A 21603-nucleotide genomic window follows, 5' to 3' on the forward strand; every position below is an offset into this window, starting at 1 on the left:
TATGGATAATTTTTTTATTCACTTCGTATTATGCAATATAACAATCGGTCTTTTCGTTCTTATACTTTTATGTATGAAGAGAATATTTAAACATTGTCTCACTCCCCGCATGCAGTTTAATCTTTGGATTCCATTTACGATTACACTGCTTGTTCCGTTTCTGCCAGTTTCATTTTCTACATTATCAACGAAAATGCAGGATCTGTTCCACCCGCTTGCACATTTTAGCCACACAGTCCATACCTCAAATACTTCGGAATATATATTCTCATCCACAAATCAAATATATGATTACGCAATCTCCATGCGTACACAGTTTCCAGTCTATATTTCTACCATTTTTTGTGTGATCTGGGGAATCGGCATGTTCATTATGCTATTTTCTTTTGTGCGTTCCCTTGTATTACTGCACCATATGCGCCGCACAGCAAACCTTATGCAGGACAAACGCATACACGCCATCTATATGACATGTCTTTCCGAATTACAGCTTCGCAAATCCATCCCACTGTATTCTTCATCCATAATCGACACACCTGTCTCCACAGGAATTCTACGTCCTGCCATCTTTCTGCCATTACACTGCATCTCCAACTTTGAAGACCAAGAAATCCGATATATATTATTGCACGAGCTTATGCACTGTTATTATAAAGATGCCATTTTCAATTACTGTATGAATATCATACGAATCTTATATTGGTTTCATCCACTCATTTGGCTTATCACAAAGGAATTTTATACGGAGCGTGAACTTGCTTGTGACACCTCCGTCTTACAGTTCCTTGGTGCAAACGAACAGATTTCATATGGCGTAACCCTGCTCCATTTTGTTGATAAGCAAACTAACACGCCCCTTTCCCTGCTAAATAATTTGAGTGAAAATGCCAAGCAGATGAAACGTCGGATTTTGAACATCAAACAACACCAGCCTCTGACTATTCAGAAGAAACTGCGCAGCATTTTATCCTTTCTGCTGTCACTTCTTGTAATCCTGTGTGGTACTCCCTGGCTGTCCGTTCATGCTTCTGACTCACTCCATTACCAGTGGGATACAAAATCGGTCTCCATAACTTCACTTGATTTATCTGATCAGTATCAGTTGTACTCTGGAAGTTTTGTTTTGTATGATATTGCCGAAGACACATGGAGCATATACAATCTGGATCAGGCAGTCACGCGTATTGCTCCAAATTCCACCTATAAACCGTACTGTGCCCTGTTCGGTCTTGATCAGCAAATCATCACGATTGATAATTCCAAATTAGAGTGGAATCATGAGTCATATCCTTTTTCCAACTGGGAAGCGGATCAAACGCTCTCCTCTGCAATGAAATATTCTGTCAACTGGTACTTCGACGCAATCCTGTCCAGACTCAGCACAGAAATGCAAAGCAATTATCTGCACCTGTTACAATATGGAAACCAGTCACCCAAAGATACATCCAGTATATTTGGAATGGAAACTTCTCTGAAGATTTCTCCAGTCGAGCAGGTACTTCTGCTGACCAGACTATATAAAAATGAACTTTCTTTTTCCACCGACCAGATGAATGCCGTCAAGGACTCCCTTTACATAACCTCATCTACACATGGAAAACTATATGGAAAAACCGGAACCGGACGGATAGATGAGAAAGATACGAACGGATGGTTTATCGGATATGTGATTTCAGATACAAACACGTATATCTTTGCAACCAATATACAGGCTTCTGACTACGCGAACGGTAAAACCGCATCTACACTCACATTGGCGGTTCTGTCGATGCTTCATCTCTGGGACGAATCGTAGGAAGCTCCAGCTCCTTTTCCTCTACGTGATTGGATAAGATTCGAAATGTTCCATCCGAAAAAGTCTGTACAACCAGCTTATTCACAAATGCACAATCAGAATTTTTATCTGGCCAGACACCATCTACATACAGGCTTAAAGTTCCATCTGCATTATATTGATAATCAACCACTTCTCCAAAAGGTGAATATGGATAATTGTACACAATATCCTGATAATACACATGTTTTTCCGCATCATAGGTATATGCATTTCGGAGCTGTTCTATGGTAACCGGAAGATATGTTGTCATAATCCGTTCAAACAGGTCGCCCGGAATGCAATCTGTAGATTCTCTATATGGCTCGCCATATGCAATATGATATAAATCCTCAAAAATTCCATCCATCAGAATATCATTTGCCGTCTCTGTGTTCCAATCTATCAAAAGCAAATTGTATTTTTGATAATCCAAACCGGATACATATTTCTCCGTCAATGCCTTACACGTATCGGAAAGTGGTTTTACACGCCAATAATTACACAGACTCGCATGTACGGGAATATATTTGTAAGCATAGATAAAATATCCCTTCTCTGTATAATTGATAAATTTGACATCATATGCATTTCTTCCGATCATCGACGGTCTCTTGTTTTCATCTGGTCGAATACCTACATAATACGTTTGTAATTGCCCGTTACGATGTACAAATGTAATTCCTGTCAGCAGCCCATCCTCCAACACACTATATACAGTTACATCTGCATCTACGCCCTCCTGAACCGACTCATAAAATGCGACTAGCAAATCACCATTTCTCATATCTTCGCCATCAGTTACCGCCACGACTCCAGAATTTGCCAGTCTGCTTACCACCTCACTTCTCTGTTCGTCCGTAAAATTCTTTATATTCGATGTATAAAATAATCCATCTTCAAGTTCTACGTGTTCATACACATCCCAGATGCTTTCTGCATGCTCCATAATTGATGCATCTATCTGCTCTTTTTCCTCATTCGTCAGCAATTCTGTTTCTGGCTTTGGAAATATATTGTTTTCATCCGAAATCCCATACCGTTCCTGCCATTCCTCATCCGTATAACGATCACTATGCCACCAATGTTCTCCCTCGGAATTATTTATTATGCGATTTTGCAAATAATGAATTGTACCATTTTCATTTTTTACTGTTACCATATGTGCAAATAACCGGGAAGTATTTTTCAAAGGAAAAACCGCGTTTACTGTAAGTGTCATTGAACCATCTGCATTTTGCACACAACCGACAACCTCGGAATACGGAATTTCCGCATAATCTATCTCATCCATACTCCGTGGTCGAAAAAGATATGTTTGTGTGTCCGAATTATACCGAAGCAGTTTGCGCAATGTTTCAACTTCAATTGGGAAATGCATCCTTATTACATTTTCGAATTCATCCTGTGGAATCTGATATTCCATTCCAACCGACAAATCCTCGCTCCTTTTGTATGGACATTCTTTCTGATAACATTCCTGATAAAATTTGACAAAGATATCATAGAAATCCAGCTGTCCCCAATGTTCAGCATCCCAATCTACAAGAAATACATTATTCAAACTATACGAAATAGGTTCTATATAAGCTTCATTCATTGCCTTATACGCCGCATCTAATACTTCCACACGAAACGCAATATGTTCCTCTTCCGGTGCCGCAAGCAACGCCGACATCTGATCAGAAACCCAATACCCTTCTATAAACAAATACCCCTCCTGCGTATAACAAAACTCCGTTGCATCATACTCCTGCAAATCTGAAATCTCCATTTGTTGATTATGATATTGTATATACTGTTGCTCAATGGTCACTTTTTCCCCACGTGACAAAAGACGATATACCCAAAACTTCTGATCCAATGCAATACGAAATATAATACAGTCTGCATCCTTTGTCTGTTTTTTACTCTGAATAAACGCCTGCAATTGTTCTGCACATGCCATATCGACTTTGTTTTCCACATCAACAGCAACATAGCCAAGTGAGCCAATTCCCTGCACAACCTGTGTTTGTTTTTGAACATCCGTTATATCATTGCTGGCATCATCATAAATGGATTGATAGACACGCAAGCACTGATCCAGAGTCCCTTCATCTAAAATACCGGTCTGCTCCTCTTCGCTTTCAATTCTGATATTTCCCTTTCCGTTGTTGTGCAAACACCCTGTCAAAAGGAATATCATACTTATCACCATAGCTATCAAGCGTTGTTTTTTCATCTGTTTTCCTCCTAATACTACATTTGTAATATTTATATATTACAGCTGTAGTATTAGTTTGTCAAATCAAACAACATCCGCGATTATCGCAATCCCACGGATATGAATTCCACCCATATTTTAACGTCGCATCAAACTGTTTCGGATAATCGAACACCACATCCTTGCCTATCGTTATAAAATACCGTGGCAATTTATTTCCATGATTCCCATCATTTGAATTCATCTCATACAAAGCGCAATGAATCTGAAATTCCGCTTTTTCATCCATCAGATTATAGAGTCTGCTCTGCAATTTGCTCCATCGTTTTCCCATTGTACTCCTCCTTTGGACGCTTCTTTTGACCCAGTATCGTGACAAAAGCTCCGTCCCCCGATTAACTATACACTACGATAGCCATATATTTTTGTCAACAAAAAAGACTTCCCACTTTTGGGGAAGCCATTCCTGCATCTATATCTGTAACTACTTACACTGAATCATAAATGTATCTTTTATTCTCCTGATGTATCGAGTTCCCCAGTGGCATTGCTAATTGTTGTTTCCACATCTACAACCTCTGGTCCATCCGCAAATGCATCCGTATTATTTGCTTCTTCGGTTGCACTTATCTGCTCCTTTTCTTCTTCATCCTCCCACAGCGATTTATGTTCTTTGCGTTTTCGCATCTCCAGCATCGCCGCTGCATTTTTTGCCATCATATAAAGCTTCGGATCGTATTCCATCAGCTTTTTCTCATCTTTCGCCGGAACCTTGTCCCCATGCATAATGCGCCTTGCAACAAGCATGATCTTGTTCATTTCTTTTGCCTGATCTGCCATAGCGTCCGACTGCTGTTTGCTTGCTATCTTGTCCGAGATCATGCGCCACTGTTCCATCAGTTTGTCCATGTAATCCTGATATTCCTGTCTCTTCTCATCGACAGCACTGTATTGCAGCTCAAGAATCGCCGACTCATCCTTGTAAACTTCCGCGCCATTCTCGGTCGTCTTTATCTTCTCTTCGAGTTTCTGTTTCTGCGCATACAATTCCTTCTGCTTCGAGTAATAGGTTTTGATCTGTACGTTGTACCGCTCTCTTGCATCTTCAATCTTCATACCTGTCACCTCTATCCCCGGAAATCAAATTTCTGTCCAACGCTCTTTTCACTTTCTGTGAGTACATTTCGCTCGGAGTTCTCATATGCATAAGAAGAAACTTTGTCAATCAGCTCTTCCATTGAACCGGCTGTGATCTGCACGTATTCCTTCTCATCTGCAATCGTTGTTTCCTCATTTTTGGATTCTTCCGCGCGCTTCTCATCGGTCTTCTTTTCTGCTGTTTTTTTCTCAGCAAGCTTCTGATCTTTCGCCTTTTCCGCTTTCTTCTGTGCAGCCTTCTTCTCTGCTGCTTTCTTTTCCGCCTTCTTTTTCGCCGCCTTTTCCACAGTTGCAAAGAAAGTTGCCTTTCCATTTGCGTCAACCGACATACCAAAGTTATTTACACTGGCACCGCTGCTTGTCAGACTGTTTTTTGCCTCCTGCAGCTTTGCCTGTGACATCGCAATAATTCCTTCATATTTTCTCCGGAAAGACTCATCCGTTGCCATCTTCTCAATTTTCTCATCGTCGATCAGAACAACCTGCTTGCTCGCATTTCCATATGCCGCCGCATTTGCCTGCACCTGTGATTTCATGTCCTTGCTTACAAGTATAAAATCCATATTTCCAAACTTGGCTTTCAGTTTGTTGTAATAGTCCTTCGCTTTGTCAGACAGCTCCACATTTCCGATTACCGTCCCATATCCGTTCTTCGTTGTCGGCACGAGCGAACCTGTCGTATCGGCTGGGTTGAAGGTCGTTGCCTTCACGTTGTCTGTCTCTGTTTTCTGTGCATCTGTTTTCTCCGCATTCTTCCGGTCTGTCTTCGTGTTATTCGTGCGGGTGTTGTTCCACGTGTTGTTCGTCTGCTGATACGCAGATACTCCATATAAATTTGCCATTTCTTTCTCTCCCTTCATGTAATATGTAATGCCCCCTCACATCCGTTCGGCGGCTGGTCGTCGGAACCGATCCTAAATATGAACTTCGTTCATATCGGTTTCTCCTCATACCTGTGCTGTAAAGCTTCCTCTGCCACTGTGATTGCGTCGCAGAAATCGTTTGATTTCCTCTGTTATCTCTGTAAATGTCTGTGCAGCTTCCTGCTGCCTGCGTGCCATGCTTGCATCACCGGCTGTCTTCTGCAATTCCGGCGGTTTTATTTTTTCATGTGACTCTACATTTGCAATTTCTACCGTTTCGTATACATCAGACATTTCCGATTTTACATCAGATTGCGGTTCATCCACTTCCTCAGCCTCTGCATCTGCCTTATTTTTATTGTCGACTTTTGAATCTTCTGTCGTTTCTGCCTGCTCTGTATCCTTTTGATGCTCCATTTTCTCTGCAGATTCCTCTGCTGCCTCCCTGCGCAGCTCTTGTTCCTCCGGAAGCTCCTCATATGCCCGGCTCTTCTCAAACGCCTGATGTGCATCACGGATCATGCACACCTCATTATTCAGCCGCTGCATAAGCACTACCTTCTTGTCCTTCGGAATATACGGATTGCTTGCGATTTCCTTCGCCTGTGCCGCAAAGCTTCCCATGCGGTTCAATTTGAGTCGTTGTACATCTTCCTTTGTCCGGCAATTTTTCAGTGCGTTTTCATACGCTTTCTTCTCCGTCTGCGCTTTCTCATATTCCGCAAGTGCTTCCGGATCATGTTCTTTCAGATATGCGATTTCCTCTTCCGTCAAGGTTCCGCCGGTTTTCAACTTCGTATACAGCTCACTGGTCGCAGAACGCTCCCTCTCCGTCTGCGCCTGTCGTTCCAGATTGTCCAACAGGATCTCATCCTGCGTCATACCCTCTGTATCCTTCTTACTGTTGATATCCTGTTTCTTTTTCTGCCATTTCAGATCCAGCATTTGCAGACTGACCTGACTTTGAATCGTTCCTGTATACATCGTCTCACCTCCCGATTTATACTGTTTCACCTGCGTTTCCATGATACAGGCTCCGATCTTTTTATCACAACTATAAATTACGCATTTTCACATAGGAAATAAGCCCACTACAAGGGTAAAGAAATAATACAGAAATAGGTATAGTAATCCCCTATACCTCTGAAAACCTTATTACTTCATCCTTGAAGTTTTTTGAACTCAATTCCTTTTGAGCTTTTATATGTATGTTATCGGATTGGGAAGGGGATTGGTTAACCTTTTAAATCAAGTAATATAAATAAAAGCCAAGAATATATAAATATATCTCTTCTAATCTAAACAGACGTACAAGCCATAGGTTCCACTGCAATCCCCAACGGATCACATACTTTTCTAAGACTTTCTGCGTCACGTTCATTTCCAAAAATGAGCATTTTCTTCAGATTTGGGAACTGCTCCATCTCCGATTTTGTTACTTTTCTGAAATCGAATCTTTCGTCTCTTCCGTCCCACTCTGGTGCTATCTGCATATAGATTTCGTCGGAACCATCCATATTAATTTCCTTGACCAGCCCTGCAAGACTTGCCGGAATCGGTAATTCCTTAAAGAAGCTTACCGCGGCGCGTACATTTTTATCTGTTCCAAGATTCCAATGTGCTTTTTTGAAAATCATATAATCATATATATCAAAATATGGTTTCAAGACTTCCTGATTATACATGAGCTCCTGTATCACGGCGAGCTTAAAATTAAATGTATCGAATATCAGACAAGGTTCATCCGAAACCGTGATATTATAGTTCTCATCACTCTTTGGACGTTCCGGTTTGAATCCGATATATACATCTAATAGAATTTGATCTCCATCATAGACCGGAATATCTTTTCTCTTTAATTCATCTTCTACCTTCAGAACAATATCCATATGAATCTGCCGAACCATATTCCCCTGCTCATCCTTAATTTCTGAATTATAGCCGTAGCCTAAAATATATGGATATAATCTGTCGTGTGACATATTTTGATTTAAGACTTTTAGTCCACCAATATAACATTTTTCTGTCTTTGATTCTGCGAATACTTTTTTCCCTGTAACATACATCGTCATAGATGTAATATTATGCGTCTCATCTATATAAGCTTTCTGTTTTTTTAAGTTCCGAAGATATGCAGTTGCCCCCTCAAACGATATTCCCAGCTCATCATAGAAATACTCAAAATGATTATCACTTTGAACATTTATCCGAGCCTCACCGAATAATGCACGTATATCTTCATAGGAAAGTGGGAATGTCAGCAAATTGCCATTCAATACTACACCATTATCCAAAACCTCTACCTGATTCATTACTTATTGCACCCCCTCTTTCAATGTTAAATAGGAATTTACGAATATATTGTACCATAACAACTATAATCTTCAATCAATAATCAGAATCAATGGCATATTGCACAAAAAGAGGAAACATCGCACATGCTTCCTCTTTCCTTGCTCTTACTTATATTGTCATCTGAGACATTTTGCTTAAATCCATATCAGTGAATAATCTCTCCTACCGAAGTAATCCACTTTCCTTTAGCAAAATCTCCAGGTCGGTTCCTTCCACAGCTTTTATTACTTTCTTTAAGACAATCTTTTCTTTGAGAGAAAGCGGAAGTTCATCAATCGGCTTTTTATCAACTGCATAATATGCGGCCCGCAGCAATTCCCGTACATCGTACTTAGAACCCCACACTTCCGGAACACCACGATCTACGTTCATAAGTGTGTAAACTGCTTCCATACCCGTACGGATGGAGTATTCTGTTGTGAAAATAGTATCTCTCGGTGTCTCCGCAAACTGTCCCAGGAATGCAAAATTGACAGCGCCTTCCGGAACAACGAGCGGACGATCACTTTCTTTTCTTGGCTGGAAGAACGCATTGATATATGGCATGAAGCAGGTTGTTGTATTGCAGCGATTTTTTGCCCAATCGTCAATCTGATCTGTCGGCACGCCAATGTGATACAGCCACTCCCGGCAAACTTCTTCACCTGTACAATCCCGCATTGCCTTCTTCACATAATTTCCTTCTTTATTTGTTGTAAGTGCATATACCCAGATCAAAACTGTATTTTTATCCTGCGCTTTAAACTGCGGCTGACGATTGATTGTCCATGAAAGATACCAGTTGTCGGTACTATCCTTCACTGTCACAATTCCTCCGGTTGTTACCTTTCCCTCTCTCGGATCCCGCTTGCAAATGCTGATAATCTTCTGGATAATCTCTTCATCCGAGGTTTCCACTGTTGCACTCATCCAGTTTGTTGCCTCAAAATTGTCGCAGAATTTATCCGGATTACCATACTCGCCATTCTTTGCCTGTGCAGCAATATTCTTCCACAAATCCCAAGATTCGCCTGCACCGTTTTTAATCCGGCTCAAATCCGGCGCTGTATTCTGATCTCCATAGCAGGAAGTATCTGTACAGCATCCATTTGTTATAAAGACCAGATCATCCTCAATCAAATCAATTGTACCAGGTTTTCCATCCTTCTCATATACAATCTGTGTGGCAGTTTTTTTACCATTTTCATCTTTGATAACAACATTTTTGACATCCATGCCATACTCGACTGACACGCCATGGCTTTCGAGATATTTTACAAGCGGAAGAATCATGCTCTCGTATTGATTGTATTTCGTAAAGCGGAGTGCGGAAAAATCCGGAAGTCCATCAATATGATGGCAATATCTGCATAAATACCGTTTCATTTCCAATGCAGATGACCATCTCTGGAATGCAAACATGGTCTGCCAGTACAGCCAGAAATTCGTGTCCCAGAAGGAATCCGGCAATATCTCACTGATTTTCTTATCCTCCAAATCTTTTTCCGGTGTCATAAACAACTTTGACAATGCCAGGGCTGAATCCTTATCAAGTGTAAATTTCTTATCTGTATGTGCATCCTGCCCGCATTTCTCAGAAGCTCTGCAAAGGGAATAATTCGGATCATGCTTGTTTAACCAATAATACTCATCCAGGACAGAGACGCCCGGCGTCTCTATCGAAGGAACATCCCGGAACATATCCCACATACATTCAAAGTGGTTGTCCATTTCTCTTCCGCCACGCATGTAAAAGCCTTTTCGGACATCCTTTCTTCCATCGCAGCTGCCTCCGGCAAGATCCAGCTTCTCAAGGAGATGAATACGCTCTCCCTTTACCTGCCCATCCCTCACCAGATAAAAGGCGGCAGAAAGCCCAGCCAATCCTGTTCCAATGATATATGCTGATTTCCGGTCAGCACCCTCCGGTTTTTCTGGTCTTGCAAATGCTTCATAAGTTCCTGCTGAATAATACATAATAAACACACTCCTTTTTTGTTTAAACTGTGACATTTTTCTTTGTTTCCATATACACAGTATATCCACAAAATCTTCTTCCTACTATGCACAAAAAAAGAGAACTGTCATAGAAAGCGACAATCCTCTTACATTGCATCCATATACGACAAACTACGGGGTTTGTCGCAATCAGTTCTTGTTCAGTTTTGCATTATTCAATGCATGCGCGAAAGATCCCTGAATCAATGCATTCAATCTTTCTATGATCTGTTTCGGATCCTCCTTCATCCCCTTGTCAATCCATTCTAACACCAGTCCGACAAACCCATATTTGTAAAAATCCGCAATGAATGTTTTATCCTCTTCCCGCACAACCATACCTTCCGCTTTTTCTTCAAGTACATCATATATCAGCTGATACGTTACTTTATACAAATAGCGGTAAATATATCCTCGCGGAGCATTATGATAGATGTTGACAACAAAGGGTTCGTCCTTTTTCAGTAGATGAAATATTGCCAGAAATCCTTCCTGCCATGTATCATATGTTTTATTCTGTTTCAGGACATGATCTGCATCTGTTTCGCAAATCCATTCAATCAACTCATATATATCATGAAAATGATAGTAAAAAGTCTGCCGGTTTATCCCACATTTTTCCGTAATGTCATTGATTGTTATTTTATCAATTGATTTTTCTAATAATAATTCCTTAAACGCAAATGCAATTGCAAACTTTGTCGTTGCCTTGCTCATGCTGCCTGACACCTCCTATCTGTTCCGCTGTTTTCACCTGCCAAACATAGCTTTGACTAAGTAGAATTATCAAACTCAACCATTGGTTGGGAGAGATGTTGTGTTTGATAAATTCACCTTTCATCAACAATATGTCCTAAACTACATTTAATTTCTCTATTATCTTAGCTAGTCCTTTCGGATTATCAATGTTAACCTCATGTCCTGAATTTTCAATCGTGCTGAATTTAGCTCTTGATAGTCTTTCGGCAATCTTTACCGCTGCCTTTTTATTAACATTATCCTTTTCTCCACAAAGAACAAGTACAGGACAAGCAACATTTTCAAGCTCACTTGCAAAATTCATATTAGCCATCGAATTTGTAAGGGTAATAAAGTCCTTTTTTGTTAGTCCTATATCTTTGAACTGACTTTCAGGCATAAATTTAAATAACACATTCTGTACCTTGAGCAGAAATTTCGGCATATTATACTGCGGTGCAATAAGTATAAGTGACTTTACTTTTTGTGGGTAATCGATAGCATAATTCAATGCCAAAACCGCTCCAAGTGAAAGACCACACAAGTTTAATGGCCCAGAAAAATTATTACAATATTCACAAAAGGAACTATACATTTTAGTGTAATAACAGTTTTCTTCAGTAAAAAAATCGCTTAGTTCCGGACAGATTGTTTCAACAGTATTGGATAAATATGATACTGTTTCATCCCAACTTGAAGCATTTTGCCCCATTCCATGTAAAAGTATATATTTCATTTGACACCTCTTTTTTATATGACATATTTCATTGACTTCAAAGTTTTCTATCAATCAAAGCTGATTATATCATAGCCAATGTTATTCTGCACCCTCAATTTAAGAATGCGGAGCTTTACACTCCACACCCAAACTACACATATATCAACTCTATTAATACAATTTTCTCTGCCGAACTTCGCACATTATTCATCAGCCCTACCCACTTCATTTGATCGAAAGTTTCTGCAATTCCTTGCGCTGTTTTGCATTGAATATACTCTTTGTTTCGGCAAGCTCCTTTTCCACATTTGCAAGCTGTTGCTCCCTCCCATAAATAGCAGTATTCTGTTTCTCCAGTTTATTGTAAATATCCGCAAGCCTCGGATACTTGGAAGCAAACGATACAATTTAAGCTGCTGTATCATAAGGATGCGGAAAGAGCAGAACAGATAAAACAGATTAAAGGATGGTAAAAAATAGCTCCAGTGAATATGTGTGTTCACTGGAGTTTTTATCTGAAATGATATTTTAAGGATTGATAAATCGAATTTAGTCTGTTACAATCGGCTCATGGGTGCTACCATAACGGTAGGCGGTTAGTCCTTCAACAGAGGGACTGTGACCCTCTGATTACATAGAAATCCCCAGCTTGTCTGTCGGAAATCTTGCTAAAGGAGGGGATGCCAATGCTGACTATTGAAGGTCTGATTGCAGTTATTAGCTTATGCTTGACTGCTTTTGGACTTGGATATGCCATCGGGAGCAATAAAACACAAAAATAGCCGCCCTGTCTGGTAAACTAAGCGGCATTTTTGTCAATCTAATTTACTTGGGCTGACCGTCTATCGGTAGCACCTTTTCTACCATTATATTAACACTATGTATCTCATATGTCAAAGATTTTTCTCCAACGGATATCTAAATTCGCTGGAGTTTTTATTTTTGGCACCGTATTAGCGCCGCTAACTCTATCTTTACTATTCTTTTCACTTATTTCATGTTACAAAAAGGGCTTCCCGATTACTCGGAAAGCCCCATAAAATCTAACCTTTTGAGGTGCTATCAAAGATTACTCGATGATAGTAGCAACTCTTCCTGAACCTACTGTTCTACCACCCTCACGGATAGCGAATGTAAGACCCTGGCTCATAGCGATTGGGTGGATGAGCTCGATTGTCATCTCTACGTTATCACCAGGCATGCACATCTCTGTACCAGCTGGAAGGTTACATACACCAGTTACATCAGTTGTTCTGAAGTAGAACTGTGGACGATAGTTGTTGAAGAATGGTGTATGACGACCACCCTCGTCCTTTGTCAGAACGTAAACCTGAGCTGTGAACTTTGTATGACATGTGATTGAACCTGGCTTACAAAGAACCTGTCCACGTACGATATCCTCTCTCTTGATACCACGAAGAAGAGCACCGATGTTATCACCAGCCTGACCTTCGTCAAGGAGCTTACGGAACATCTCGATACCTGTTACAGTTGTCTTCTGCTTCTCTGGCTTGATACCAACGATTTCAACTTCGTCGTTAAGATGAATAACACCAGCCTCAACTCTACCAGTTGCAACAGTACCACGACCTGTGATTGTGAATACGTCCTCAACAGGCATGATGAAGTCCTTATCTGTATCTCTCTGAGGATCTGGAATGTAAGAATCTACTGTATCCATAAGTTCCATGATCTTGTCGCCCCAAGGACCCATTGGATCTTCAAGAGCCTTAAGAGCAGAACCCTTAACGATTGGGCAATCTGTGAAATCATACTCTTCAAGCTGCTCTGTAACTTCCATCTCAACGAGCTCAAGAAGCTCCTCATCGTCAACCATATCGCACTTGTTCAAGAATACTACGATATAAGGTACACCTACCTGACGTGAAAGAAGGATATGCTCCTTTGTCTGAGCCATAACACCATCAGTTGCAGCAACAACGAGGATAGCACCATCCATCTGTGCAGCACCAGTGATCATGTTCTTTACATAGTCAGCATGGCCCGGACAGTCAACGTGTGCGTAATGTCTCTTCTCTGTCTCGTACTCAACGTGAGCTGTAGAGATAGTGATACCTCTTTCTCTCTCTTCTGGAGCCTTATCGATGTTCTCGAAATCTGTAGCTGTGTTACCAGCAACTCTAGCAGCCAATACCTTTGTAATTGCAGCTGTTAAAGTAGTTTTACCGTGGTCAACGTGTCCGATTGTACCAATGTTACAATGTGGCTTTGATCTGTTAAACTTTTCCTTTGCCATTATAATTTCCTCCTTAATATAGCCCCTCCGGGCATTTTATTGCCCTTTCCGGGCGTTTACTCGGCTAAAAATCATTATATTAAAATATAGCGATATTTTCAAGCATTTTTATAAATTTATACCACAAATATACTTTGCAGACAAATTATGCGTTCTTGTTTGCAAGAACCTTCTCCTGAATGTTCTTTGGACACTGCTCATACTTCTCGAAGAACATTGAGTAGTTACCACGTCCCTGTGTAGAAGAACGAAGCTCTGTAGAGTAACCGAACATCTCAGCAAGTGGAACCAATGCCTTAACAATCTTTCCACCACCGATATCGTCCATGCTCTGGATCTGTCCACGCTTTGCATTCAGGCTACCGATTACATCACCGAGATATTCCTCAGGCATTGTAACCTCAACCTTCATGATAGGCTCAAGAAGCACTGCTCCACCCTTTGCCATAGCATCCTTGAATGCCATAGAACCAGCGATGTGGAATGCCATCTCTGAAGAATCGACTTCATGGTAAGAACCATCATAAACGTTTGCCTTAACACCAAGTACCGGATATCCGCCAAGAATACCAGCCTTTGCTGCTTCCTCGATACCTTCACCAACAGCTGGGATATATTCCTTAGGAATAGCACCACCGACAACAGTTGACTCGAAAATAAACTGCTCTTCGCCGTTTGGATCCATAGGCTCGAACTTAACCTTACAGTGACCATACTGACCACGACCACCAGACTGCTTCGCATACTTGCTATCTACATCAACAGCCTTTGTAAATGTCTCCTTGTAAGCAACCTGAGGTGCACCAACGTTTGCCTCAACCTTAAACTCACGGAGAAGACGATCAACGATAACTTCCAAGTGAAGCTCGCCCATACCTGCGATGATTGTCTGACCTGTCTCTTTGTCTGTATGTGCACGGAATGTAGGATCTTCTTCAGCAAGCTTTGCCAAAGCTTCACCCATCTTACCCTGATCATTCTTTGTCTTTGGCTCGATAGCAAGCTCAATAACCGGCTCAGGGAATTCCATAGACTCAAGGATTACCGGATGCTGCTCGTCACAGATTGTATCACCGGTTGTTGTAACCTTGAATCCAACTGCTGCAGCGATATCACCAGAGTAAACCTTGTCAATCTCTGTACGTGAATTTGCATGCATCTGAACGATACGTCCTACACGTTCCTTCTTACCCTTTGTTGCGTTCAGTACATAAGAACCTGAGTTCAATGTACCGGAATATACTCTGAAGAATGCTAACTTTCCTACGAAAGGATCTGTCATAATCTTAAATGCAAGTGCTGCAAATGGAGCCTCATCAGATGAAGGACGAGTTACCTCGTTACCATCTTCGTCTGTACCTGTGATATCAGGGATATCTGTAGGAGCAGGCATATACTCAATGACACCATCAAGCATCTTCTGGACACCCTTGTTCTTGTATGCAGAACCACAGAATACAGGAACTGCCTCGTTTGCGATTGTACCCTTACGGAGTGCAGCCTTCATATCAGCGACAGATGGCTCCTCACCCTCAAGATACTGCATCATAAGGTCATCATCAAGCTCACAACACTTCTCTACCAGATTCTCATGCCACTTATCAGCAAGCTCCTTCAAATCTGCAGGAACCTCTGTGATCTCGATATCTGTACCCTCATCGTTCTTATAATAGTATGCATCCATCTCGAACAGATCGATCAGTCCGATGAAATCATCCTCCTGTCCGATTGGAATCTGTACAGGAATTGCATTCTTGCCAAGACGGTCAATGATTGTCTGTACAGACATGAAGAAGTCTGCACCCATCTTATCCATCTTATTGATAAATGCCATACGTGGAACATTGTATGTGTCAGCCTGACGCCATACGTTCTCTGACTGTGGCTCAACACCAGCCTTTGCATCAAATACACCAACTGCTCCGTCCAATACACGAAGTGAACGCTCTACCTCAACAGTAAAGTCTACGTGTCCCGGAGTATCGATGATGTTGATACGGTGCTCTAAAGCACCTGGCTTCTTCTTATGATGATCCTCTAATGTCCAGTGACATGTTGTAGCAGCAGATGTGATTGTGATACCACGCTCTTTCTCCTGCTCCATCCAGTCCATGGTAGAAGCGCCATCATGAGTCTCACCAATCTTATAGTTTACACCGGTATAGTAAAGAATTCTCTCTGTAAGAGTTGTCTTACCAGCATCAATATGTGCCATGATACCGATGTTTCTTGTTCTATCAAGTGGATATTCTCTTCCAGCCAAGGTTTTTTCCTCCTTATTTTAGTATATATGCACCCGAAAACTAGAATCTGTAATGAGCAAATGCCTTGTTTGCCTCTGCCATCTTGTGCATGTCTTCTTTTCTCTTAACAGATGCGCCTGTATTGTTTGCTGCATCCATAAGCTCTTTTGCAAGTCTTTCTTCCATAGTCTTCTCACTTCTTGCACGTGAGTAAGTTGTCAGCCAACGAAGTGCTAAAGCCTGTCTTCTGTCAGGTCTTACTTCGATTGGAACCTGGTATGTTGCACCACCGATACGTCTGGCCTTAACCTCGAGTGATGGCATGATATTATTCATAGCAGCATCAAAAACCTCTAAAGCCTCCTTACCAGTCTCGTTTGCGATACGATCAAAAGCACCGTAAACGATCTTCTGAGCAACACCCTTCTTACCATCAAGCATGATGTTGTTGATAAGCTTTGTAACGATCTTATTGTTATAAATTGGATCCGCTAATACGTCTCTTTTTGCAATATGTCCTTTACGTGGCACGGTTCTTCCCTCCTTAATTATTTTTGGATCATTCAATCCGAATTAATTCAACGGTACTCACATTCCCCTCAATAGAGATACAGCAAACCGTTACCTGCTGTACTTGAGTATTGTGGAAATGTGTTCGTGCGGAAATTGCTATCTTTCCTTCTATAAATAATGGAAAACATAACCCACTTTCGCACTTTTTAGTTCTTGAAATACGAACTGTTACAATACTAATCTACCGACTTATTTTGCATCCTTCGGTCTCTTAGCACCGTACTTAGAACGTGCCTGACGTCTCTTAGCAACACCTGCTGTATCAAGAGTACCTCTGATAATATGGTATCTTGTACCAGGTAAGTCCTTTACTCTACCACCACGGATCAGAACAACGCTGTGCTCCTGAAGGTTGTGACCTTCACCCGGGATGTAAGATGTAACCTCGATTCCGTTTGACAAACGAACTCTGGCGATCTTTCTAAGAGCTGAGTTAGGCTTCTTAGGAGTAGCTGTCTTAACTGCTGTACAAACACCTCTCTTCTGTGGTGAAGCTGTATCAGTAGGCTTTTTCTTAAGTGAGTTGTAACTTCTTAAGAGCGCTGGTGCAGTAGACTTCTTCTCTACAGTCTGTCTTCCCTTTCTAACTAACTGGTTAAAAGTTGGCATGTTTTCACCTCCATTCAAATATTTTACACCATGCATACACAAGTATGCACACAAATTACATGCCTTAAACGCATGCTTGACTATTATATTATCGAAATCGTCGGATGTCAACAGGAAAACCCGCAAAATATAAGAAAAAATTTCATTTTTTAGAAAATAAAGTATTTCATAAGAAAACACACATGGCTGATAACAACCATGTGTGTATTTTTATTACTCTTCGATATTCACAGTTTCTTCTACTGTAATATCTGCATCTTCAAAACCATCTGTATCTTCGCCTGTTACCTCAGACATATCGATGTTTCCATCACCTGTATCAAGCTTTACAGAACGATAACGCTTCATACCTGTACCAGCAGGAATCAGCTTACCAATCAGAACGTTCTCCTTCAGACCAATCAACGGATCAACCTTACCCTTGATAGCAGCATCGGTCAATACCTTTGTTGTCTCCTGGAAGGATGCAGCTGATAAGAAAGAATTTGTAGCAAGGGATGCCTTGGTGATACCAAGCATAATCTGTGTTCCCTTTGCCGGCTCCTTGCCTTCTGCCTCCAGCTTCTCGTTCAGCTCTGCGAATTCAAGTGCATCTACATTGATTCCCGGCAGATACTCACTGTCTCCACTTTCCTCAATACGGATCTTCTTTAACATCTGACGCACGATAACCTCGATATGCTTATCGTTGATCTCAACACCCTGCAGACGGTATACCTTCTGTACTTCCTGGATCATGTAATCCTGTACAGCACGTACGCCCTTGATCTTCAAGATATCATGTGGATTTACAGAACCCTCTGTCAGCTCATCACCAGCTTCAAGTACCTGTCCATCCTGTACCTTCAAACGTGAGCCGTAAGGAATGAGGTAAGCCTTTGCTTCGCCTGTCTCCTGATTTGTAATAACTACTTCACGTTTTCTCTTTGTCTCACGGATCTCAACCACACCACCAAGTTCTGTGATGATTGCAAGTCCCTTTGGCTTTCTTGCCTCGAACAACTCCTCAACTCTAGGAAGACCCTGTGTAATATCTCCACCGGCCACACCACCTGTATGGAATGTTCTCATTGTAAGCTGTGTACCAGGCTCACCGATTGACTGCGCAGCGATGATTCCGACTGCCTCACCAACCTGAACAGCCTGTCCGGTTGCCATGTTTGAACCATAACACTTGGAACATACGCCAAGGTGTGAACGACAGGTGAGAATCGTACGAATCTTGATCTTCGCATCTCTTCTTGGTTCTGCCTCACCCTCAAGTGTGAATGGAACACCATCCTTATCTACACCATTCTTCAAAACGTTCTCTGCACGCTTTGGAGTGATCATATGGTTAGCCTTCACAAGCATGTTACCATCTTTATCGAAAATGCTTTCAGCCGCATAACGACCTGTGATACGATCCTTCAGGCTCTCGACTACACGGTCACCTTCCATAAATACTTCAACATACATGCCTGGCTTCTCATCACGATCCACACTACAATCTACATCACGGATGATAAGATCCTGTGATACATCAACCAGACGACGTGTCAGGTATCCGGAATCGGCTGTACGAAGGGCTGTATCAGAAAGTCCCTTACGAGCACCATGTGCAGAGATAAAGTACTCCAATACGTCAAGACCTTCACGGAAGTTTGACTTGATTGGGAGCTCGATAGTACGTCCTGATGTATCTGCCATCAATCCACGCATACCAGCCAGCTGCTTGATCTGCTTATCACTACCACGGGCACCGGAATCTGCCATCATGTAGATGTTGTTATACTTGTCAAGTCCATCCAACAGAGCCTTTGTAAGCTTGTCATCGGCATCCTGCCATGTCTTGACAACGGCATGATAACGTTCTTCGTCGGTCAGATATCCACGACCGAACAGCATATTCTCTTTATCTACGATTTCCTGTGCATGCTCCAGAATATCCTTCTTGGATGCAGGCACTGTCATATCGGAAATAGATACTGAAATCGCACCTCTTGTTGAGTACTTATAACCCATTGCCTTGATATCGTCCAATACCTCTGCGGTCTTTGTAACACCGTGTGTATTGATACACTTGTCAAGGATCTTCTTCAACTGCTTCTTATCAACATGGAAGTTGATTTCTGGCTCCAGAACATTTTCCGGCTTGCTGCGATCTACAAAGCCTAAATCCTGCGGAATGATCTCATTGAAGATCAAACGGCCCAGTGTACACTCTACAAATCCTGTATGCTCCTCGCCATCCGGAGTTGTAACCGTACGAACAACTTCGATCTTCTGATGTAATGTAATCTCTTTGTTCTCATATGCGAGCATTGCAAGGTTCTCGCTGCTGAACTTCGGCTTCATGAAGTTTCTGACTGTTCCTACAATATTCTTGTAGAATGTCTCTGCCTTTGTCTTCTTTGCAACGACACGAACTCTGATATAATCATCTGCATCTAACTCGCCTGCGTAACAATCTGTATGCAACTGCTCCAGATTGCCCTTCTCATCATCTGCAAGATATTCTTTCTTGATTTCTACATTTGCAGCTTCCTCGTCAGAAATACTTGCATAACGCTCCATAGTCAGATAGTAGATACCAAGTACCATATCCTGTGAAGGAACAGCTACCGGACCACCATCGGAAGGCTTCAGCAAGTTGTTCGGTGACAGAAGCAGGAATCTACACTCGGACTGTGCCTCTACAGAAAGTGGAAGGTGCACAGCCATCTGGTCTCCATCGAAGTCAGCGTTGAACGCAGTACATACCAATGGATGAAGCTTGATTGCCTTACCTTCTACCAGAATCGGCTCAAATGCCTGAATACCAAGTCTGTGAAGCGTCGGGGCACGGTTCAGCATAACCGGATGCTCTTTGATTACATCTTCCAAAACATCCCATACTTCCGACTCCAAAGACTCAACTTTCTTCTTTGCTGCCTTTACGTTTGTGCAAATTCCACGTGCTGTCAGTTCTTTCATTACGAAAGGCTTAAACAGTTCGATTGCCATTTCCTTAGGAAGACCACACTGATAAATCTTCAGTTCCGGTCCTACAACGATAACAGAACGTCCTGAATAGTCAACTCGCTTACCAAGAAGGTTCTGGCGGAAACGTCCCTGCTTACCCTTTAACATATCAGAAAGAGACTTCAATGCACGGTTACCAGGACCAGTTACCGCACGTCCTCTTCTACCATTATCAATCAATGCATCAACAGCTTCCTGAAGCATACGCTTCTCATTACGAACGATGATGTCAGGTGCCTTCAGATCCAGCAGTCTCTTCAGACGGTTGTTACGGTTGATGATTCGACGATACAGATCATTCAGATCAGAAGTTGCGAATCTTCCACCATCCAACTGTACCATTGGACGGATATCCGGTGGGATAACCGGAATTGCATCCAGAATCATCCACTCAGGTTTATTGTGTGAGTTACGGAATGCTTCTACAACCTCCAGACGCTTGATTACACGCGCACGCTTCTGTCCGGTTGCTGTCTGCAATTCCTCTGTCAATGTCTCAGACTCCTTGTCCAGATCGACGGCCTGCAAAAGTTCCTTGATCGCCTCAGCACCCATTCCAACACGGAACTTTCCGCCGAAGTCCTCTTCTGCCTTTCTGTATTCTGCTTCAGAAAGTACCTGTCTATATTCCAGATTCGTCTCTCCCGGATCAATTACAATGTAAGACGCAAAGTAAAGTACCTTCTCCAAAAGCTTTGGAGAAATGTCAAGCATCAAACCGATACGGCTTGGAATACCCTTGAAGTACCAGATGTGTGACACTGGTGCAGCAAGTTCGATATGTCCCATACGCTCACGACGTACGGAAGCCTTTGTAACCTCTACACCACAACGGTCACAGACAACGCCCTTAAAGCGGATCTTCTTGTACTTACCACAATGACACTCCCAGTCCTTGCTCGGTCCAAAAATTCTCTCGCAGAAAAGTCCGTCTTTTTCCGGCTTCAAAGTTCTATAATTGATTGTCTCCGGCTTTGTTACTTCACCATGAGACCATTCTCTTATCTTTTCAGGAGATGCAAGTCCAATTTTGATGGCATCAAAATTTATAGGCTGCTCTTGATTTTTCTCGTTATTCATCGCTAACATC

General features: G+C 41.9%; 15 protein-coding genes. 1 reads left to right on the top strand and 14 read right to left on the bottom strand.

Annotation, left to right across the window (positions count from 1 at the left end; genetic code table 11):
* The first annotated feature begins 1 nt into the window (after position 1).
* Positions 2-1795 carry a BlaR1 family beta-lactam sensor/signal transducer gene (locus ACZQK9_RS05650; RefSeq protein ID WP_483269925.1) on the top strand — a complete coding sequence of 598 codons (1794 nt, stop codon included), beginning with the start codon at positions 2-4 and terminating at the stop codon, positions 1793-1795.
* Here the strand turns inward: ACZQK9_RS05650 and ACZQK9_RS05655 are convergent.
* The 14 genes from ACZQK9_RS05655 to rpoC form a co-directional block, all read right to left on the bottom strand.
* Entirely contained in the window at positions 1749-4037 is a 2289-nt protein-coding gene (locus ACZQK9_RS05655) for a DUF6070 family protein (protein ID WP_483269926.1), read from the bottom strand. The genes ACZQK9_RS05650 and ACZQK9_RS05655 overlap by 47 nt on opposite strands.
* Before the next feature lie 61 nt (positions 4038-4098).
* Positions 4099-4353: a hypothetical protein gene (locus ACZQK9_RS05660; RefSeq protein ID WP_483269927.1), complete on the bottom strand. Its 255-nt coding sequence runs from the start codon at positions 4351-4353 to the stop codon at positions 4099-4101.
* A gap of 179 nt (positions 4354-4532) precedes the next feature.
* On the bottom strand, positions 4533-5135 hold the full coding sequence (locus ACZQK9_RS05665; RefSeq protein ID WP_483269928.1) for a hypothetical protein: 603 nt from the start codon (positions 5133-5135) through the stop codon (positions 4533-4535).
* Positions 5136-5146: 11 nt separating this feature from the next.
* Positions 5147-6019, bottom strand: a complete 873-nt coding sequence (locus ACZQK9_RS05670) for a DUF6033 family protein (RefSeq protein ID WP_483269929.1) — start codon at positions 6017-6019, stop codon at positions 5147-5149.
* Positions 6020-6124: 105 nt separating this feature from the next.
* Complete coding sequence (locus tag ACZQK9_RS05675; protein ID WP_483269930.1) at positions 6125-7066, bottom strand: hypothetical protein; 942 nt, start codon at positions 7064-7066, stop codon at positions 6125-6127.
* Between the two features lie 272 nt (positions 7067-7338).
* Positions 7339-8352 (bottom strand): DUF6892 domain-containing protein, encoded by a 1014-nt coding sequence (locus ACZQK9_RS05680; protein ID WP_483269931.1) that lies wholly within the window; start codon positions 8350-8352, stop codon positions 7339-7341.
* A gap of 205 nt (positions 8353-8557) precedes the next feature.
* Entirely contained in the window at positions 8558-10351 is a 1794-nt protein-coding gene (locus ACZQK9_RS05685) for an oleate hydratase (RefSeq protein WP_483269932.1), read from the bottom strand.
* 171 nt (positions 10352-10522) lie between these two features.
* On the bottom strand, positions 10523-11089 hold the full coding sequence (locus tag ACZQK9_RS05690; protein WP_216506012.1) for a TetR/AcrR family transcriptional regulator: 567 nt from the start codon (positions 11087-11089) through the stop codon (positions 10523-10525).
* A gap of 136 nt (positions 11090-11225) precedes the next feature.
* Positions 11226-11846, bottom strand: a complete 621-nt coding sequence (locus tag ACZQK9_RS05695; RefSeq protein WP_483269933.1) for an alpha/beta fold hydrolase — start codon at positions 11844-11846, stop codon at positions 11226-11228.
* 1051 nt (positions 11847-12897) lie between these two features.
* Positions 12898-14085 (bottom strand): elongation factor Tu, encoded by a 1188-nt coding sequence (gene tuf / locus ACZQK9_RS05700; RefSeq protein ID WP_178018386.1) that lies wholly within the window; start codon positions 14083-14085, stop codon positions 12898-12900.
* Between the two features lie 145 nt (positions 14086-14230).
* Positions 14231-16348 (bottom strand): elongation factor G, encoded by a 2118-nt coding sequence (gene fusA, locus ACZQK9_RS05705; RefSeq protein WP_177982257.1) that lies wholly within the window; start codon positions 16346-16348, stop codon positions 14231-14233.
* Between the two features lie 40 nt (positions 16349-16388).
* Positions 16389-16859 (bottom strand): 30S ribosomal protein S7, encoded by a 471-nt coding sequence (gene rpsG, locus ACZQK9_RS05710; protein WP_021985292.1) that lies wholly within the window; start codon positions 16857-16859, stop codon positions 16389-16391.
* Between the two features lie 231 nt (positions 16860-17090).
* Entirely contained in the window at positions 17091-17510 is a 420-nt protein-coding gene (rpsL, locus tag ACZQK9_RS05715) for a 30S ribosomal protein S12 (RefSeq protein ID WP_021985293.1), read from the bottom strand.
* Positions 17511-17723: 213 nt separating this feature from the next.
* A complete protein-coding gene (gene rpoC, locus ACZQK9_RS05720; protein ID WP_483269934.1) occupies positions 17724-21602 on the bottom strand; it encodes a DNA-directed RNA polymerase subunit beta' in 3879 nt (1292 codons plus the stop codon).
* Between the last annotated feature and the right edge of the window lies 1 nt (position 21603).

Source organism: Wujia sp. (assembly GCF_056872695.1).

Excerpts from the sequence above, each read along its gene's own strand:
- ACZQK9_RS05655 (WP_483269926.1), bottom strand. The coding sequence starts at position 4,037 with ATGAAAAAACAACGCTTGATAGCTATGGTGATAAGTATGATATTCCTT.
- rpsL (WP_021985293.1), bottom strand. The coding sequence starts at position 17,510 with ATGCCAACTTTTAACCAGTTAGTTAGAAAGGGAAGACAGACTGTAGAG.
- ACZQK9_RS05650 (WP_483269925.1), top strand. The coding sequence starts at position 2 with ATGGATAATTTTTTTATTCACTTCGTATTATGCAATATAACAATCGGT.
- tuf (WP_178018386.1), bottom strand. The coding sequence starts at position 14,085 with ATGGCAAAGGAAAAGTTTAACAGATCAAAGCCACATTGTAACATTGGT.
- ACZQK9_RS05690 (WP_216506012.1), bottom strand. The coding sequence starts at position 11,089 with ATGAGCAAGGCAACGACAAAGTTTGCAATTGCATTTGCGTTTAAGGAA.
- ACZQK9_RS05670 (WP_483269929.1), bottom strand. The coding sequence starts at position 6,019 with ATGGCAAATTTATATGGAGTATCTGCGTATCAGCAGACGAACAACACG.
- rpoC (WP_483269934.1), bottom strand. The coding sequence starts at position 21,602 with ATGTTAGCGATGAATAACGAGAAAAATCAAGAGCAGCCTATAAATTTT.
- ACZQK9_RS05680 (WP_483269931.1), bottom strand. The coding sequence starts at position 8,352 with ATGAATCAGGTAGAGGTTTTGGATAATGGTGTAGTATTGAATGGCAAT.
- ACZQK9_RS05675 (WP_483269930.1), bottom strand. The coding sequence starts at position 7,066 with ATGGAAACGCAGGTGAAACAGTATAAATCGGGAGGTGAGACGATGTAT.
- ACZQK9_RS05665 (WP_483269928.1), bottom strand. The coding sequence starts at position 5,135 with ATGAAGATTGAAGATGCAAGAGAGCGGTACAACGTACAGATCAAAACC.
- ACZQK9_RS05695 (WP_483269933.1), bottom strand. The coding sequence starts at position 11,846 with ATGAAATATATACTTTTACATGGAATGGGGCAAAATGCTTCAAGTTGG.
- ACZQK9_RS05660 (WP_483269927.1), bottom strand. The coding sequence starts at position 4,353 with ATGGGAAAACGATGGAGCAAATTGCAGAGCAGACTCTATAATCTGATG.
- ACZQK9_RS05685 (WP_483269932.1), bottom strand. The coding sequence starts at position 10,351 with ATGTATTATTCAGCAGGAACTTATGAAGCATTTGCAAGACCAGAAAAA.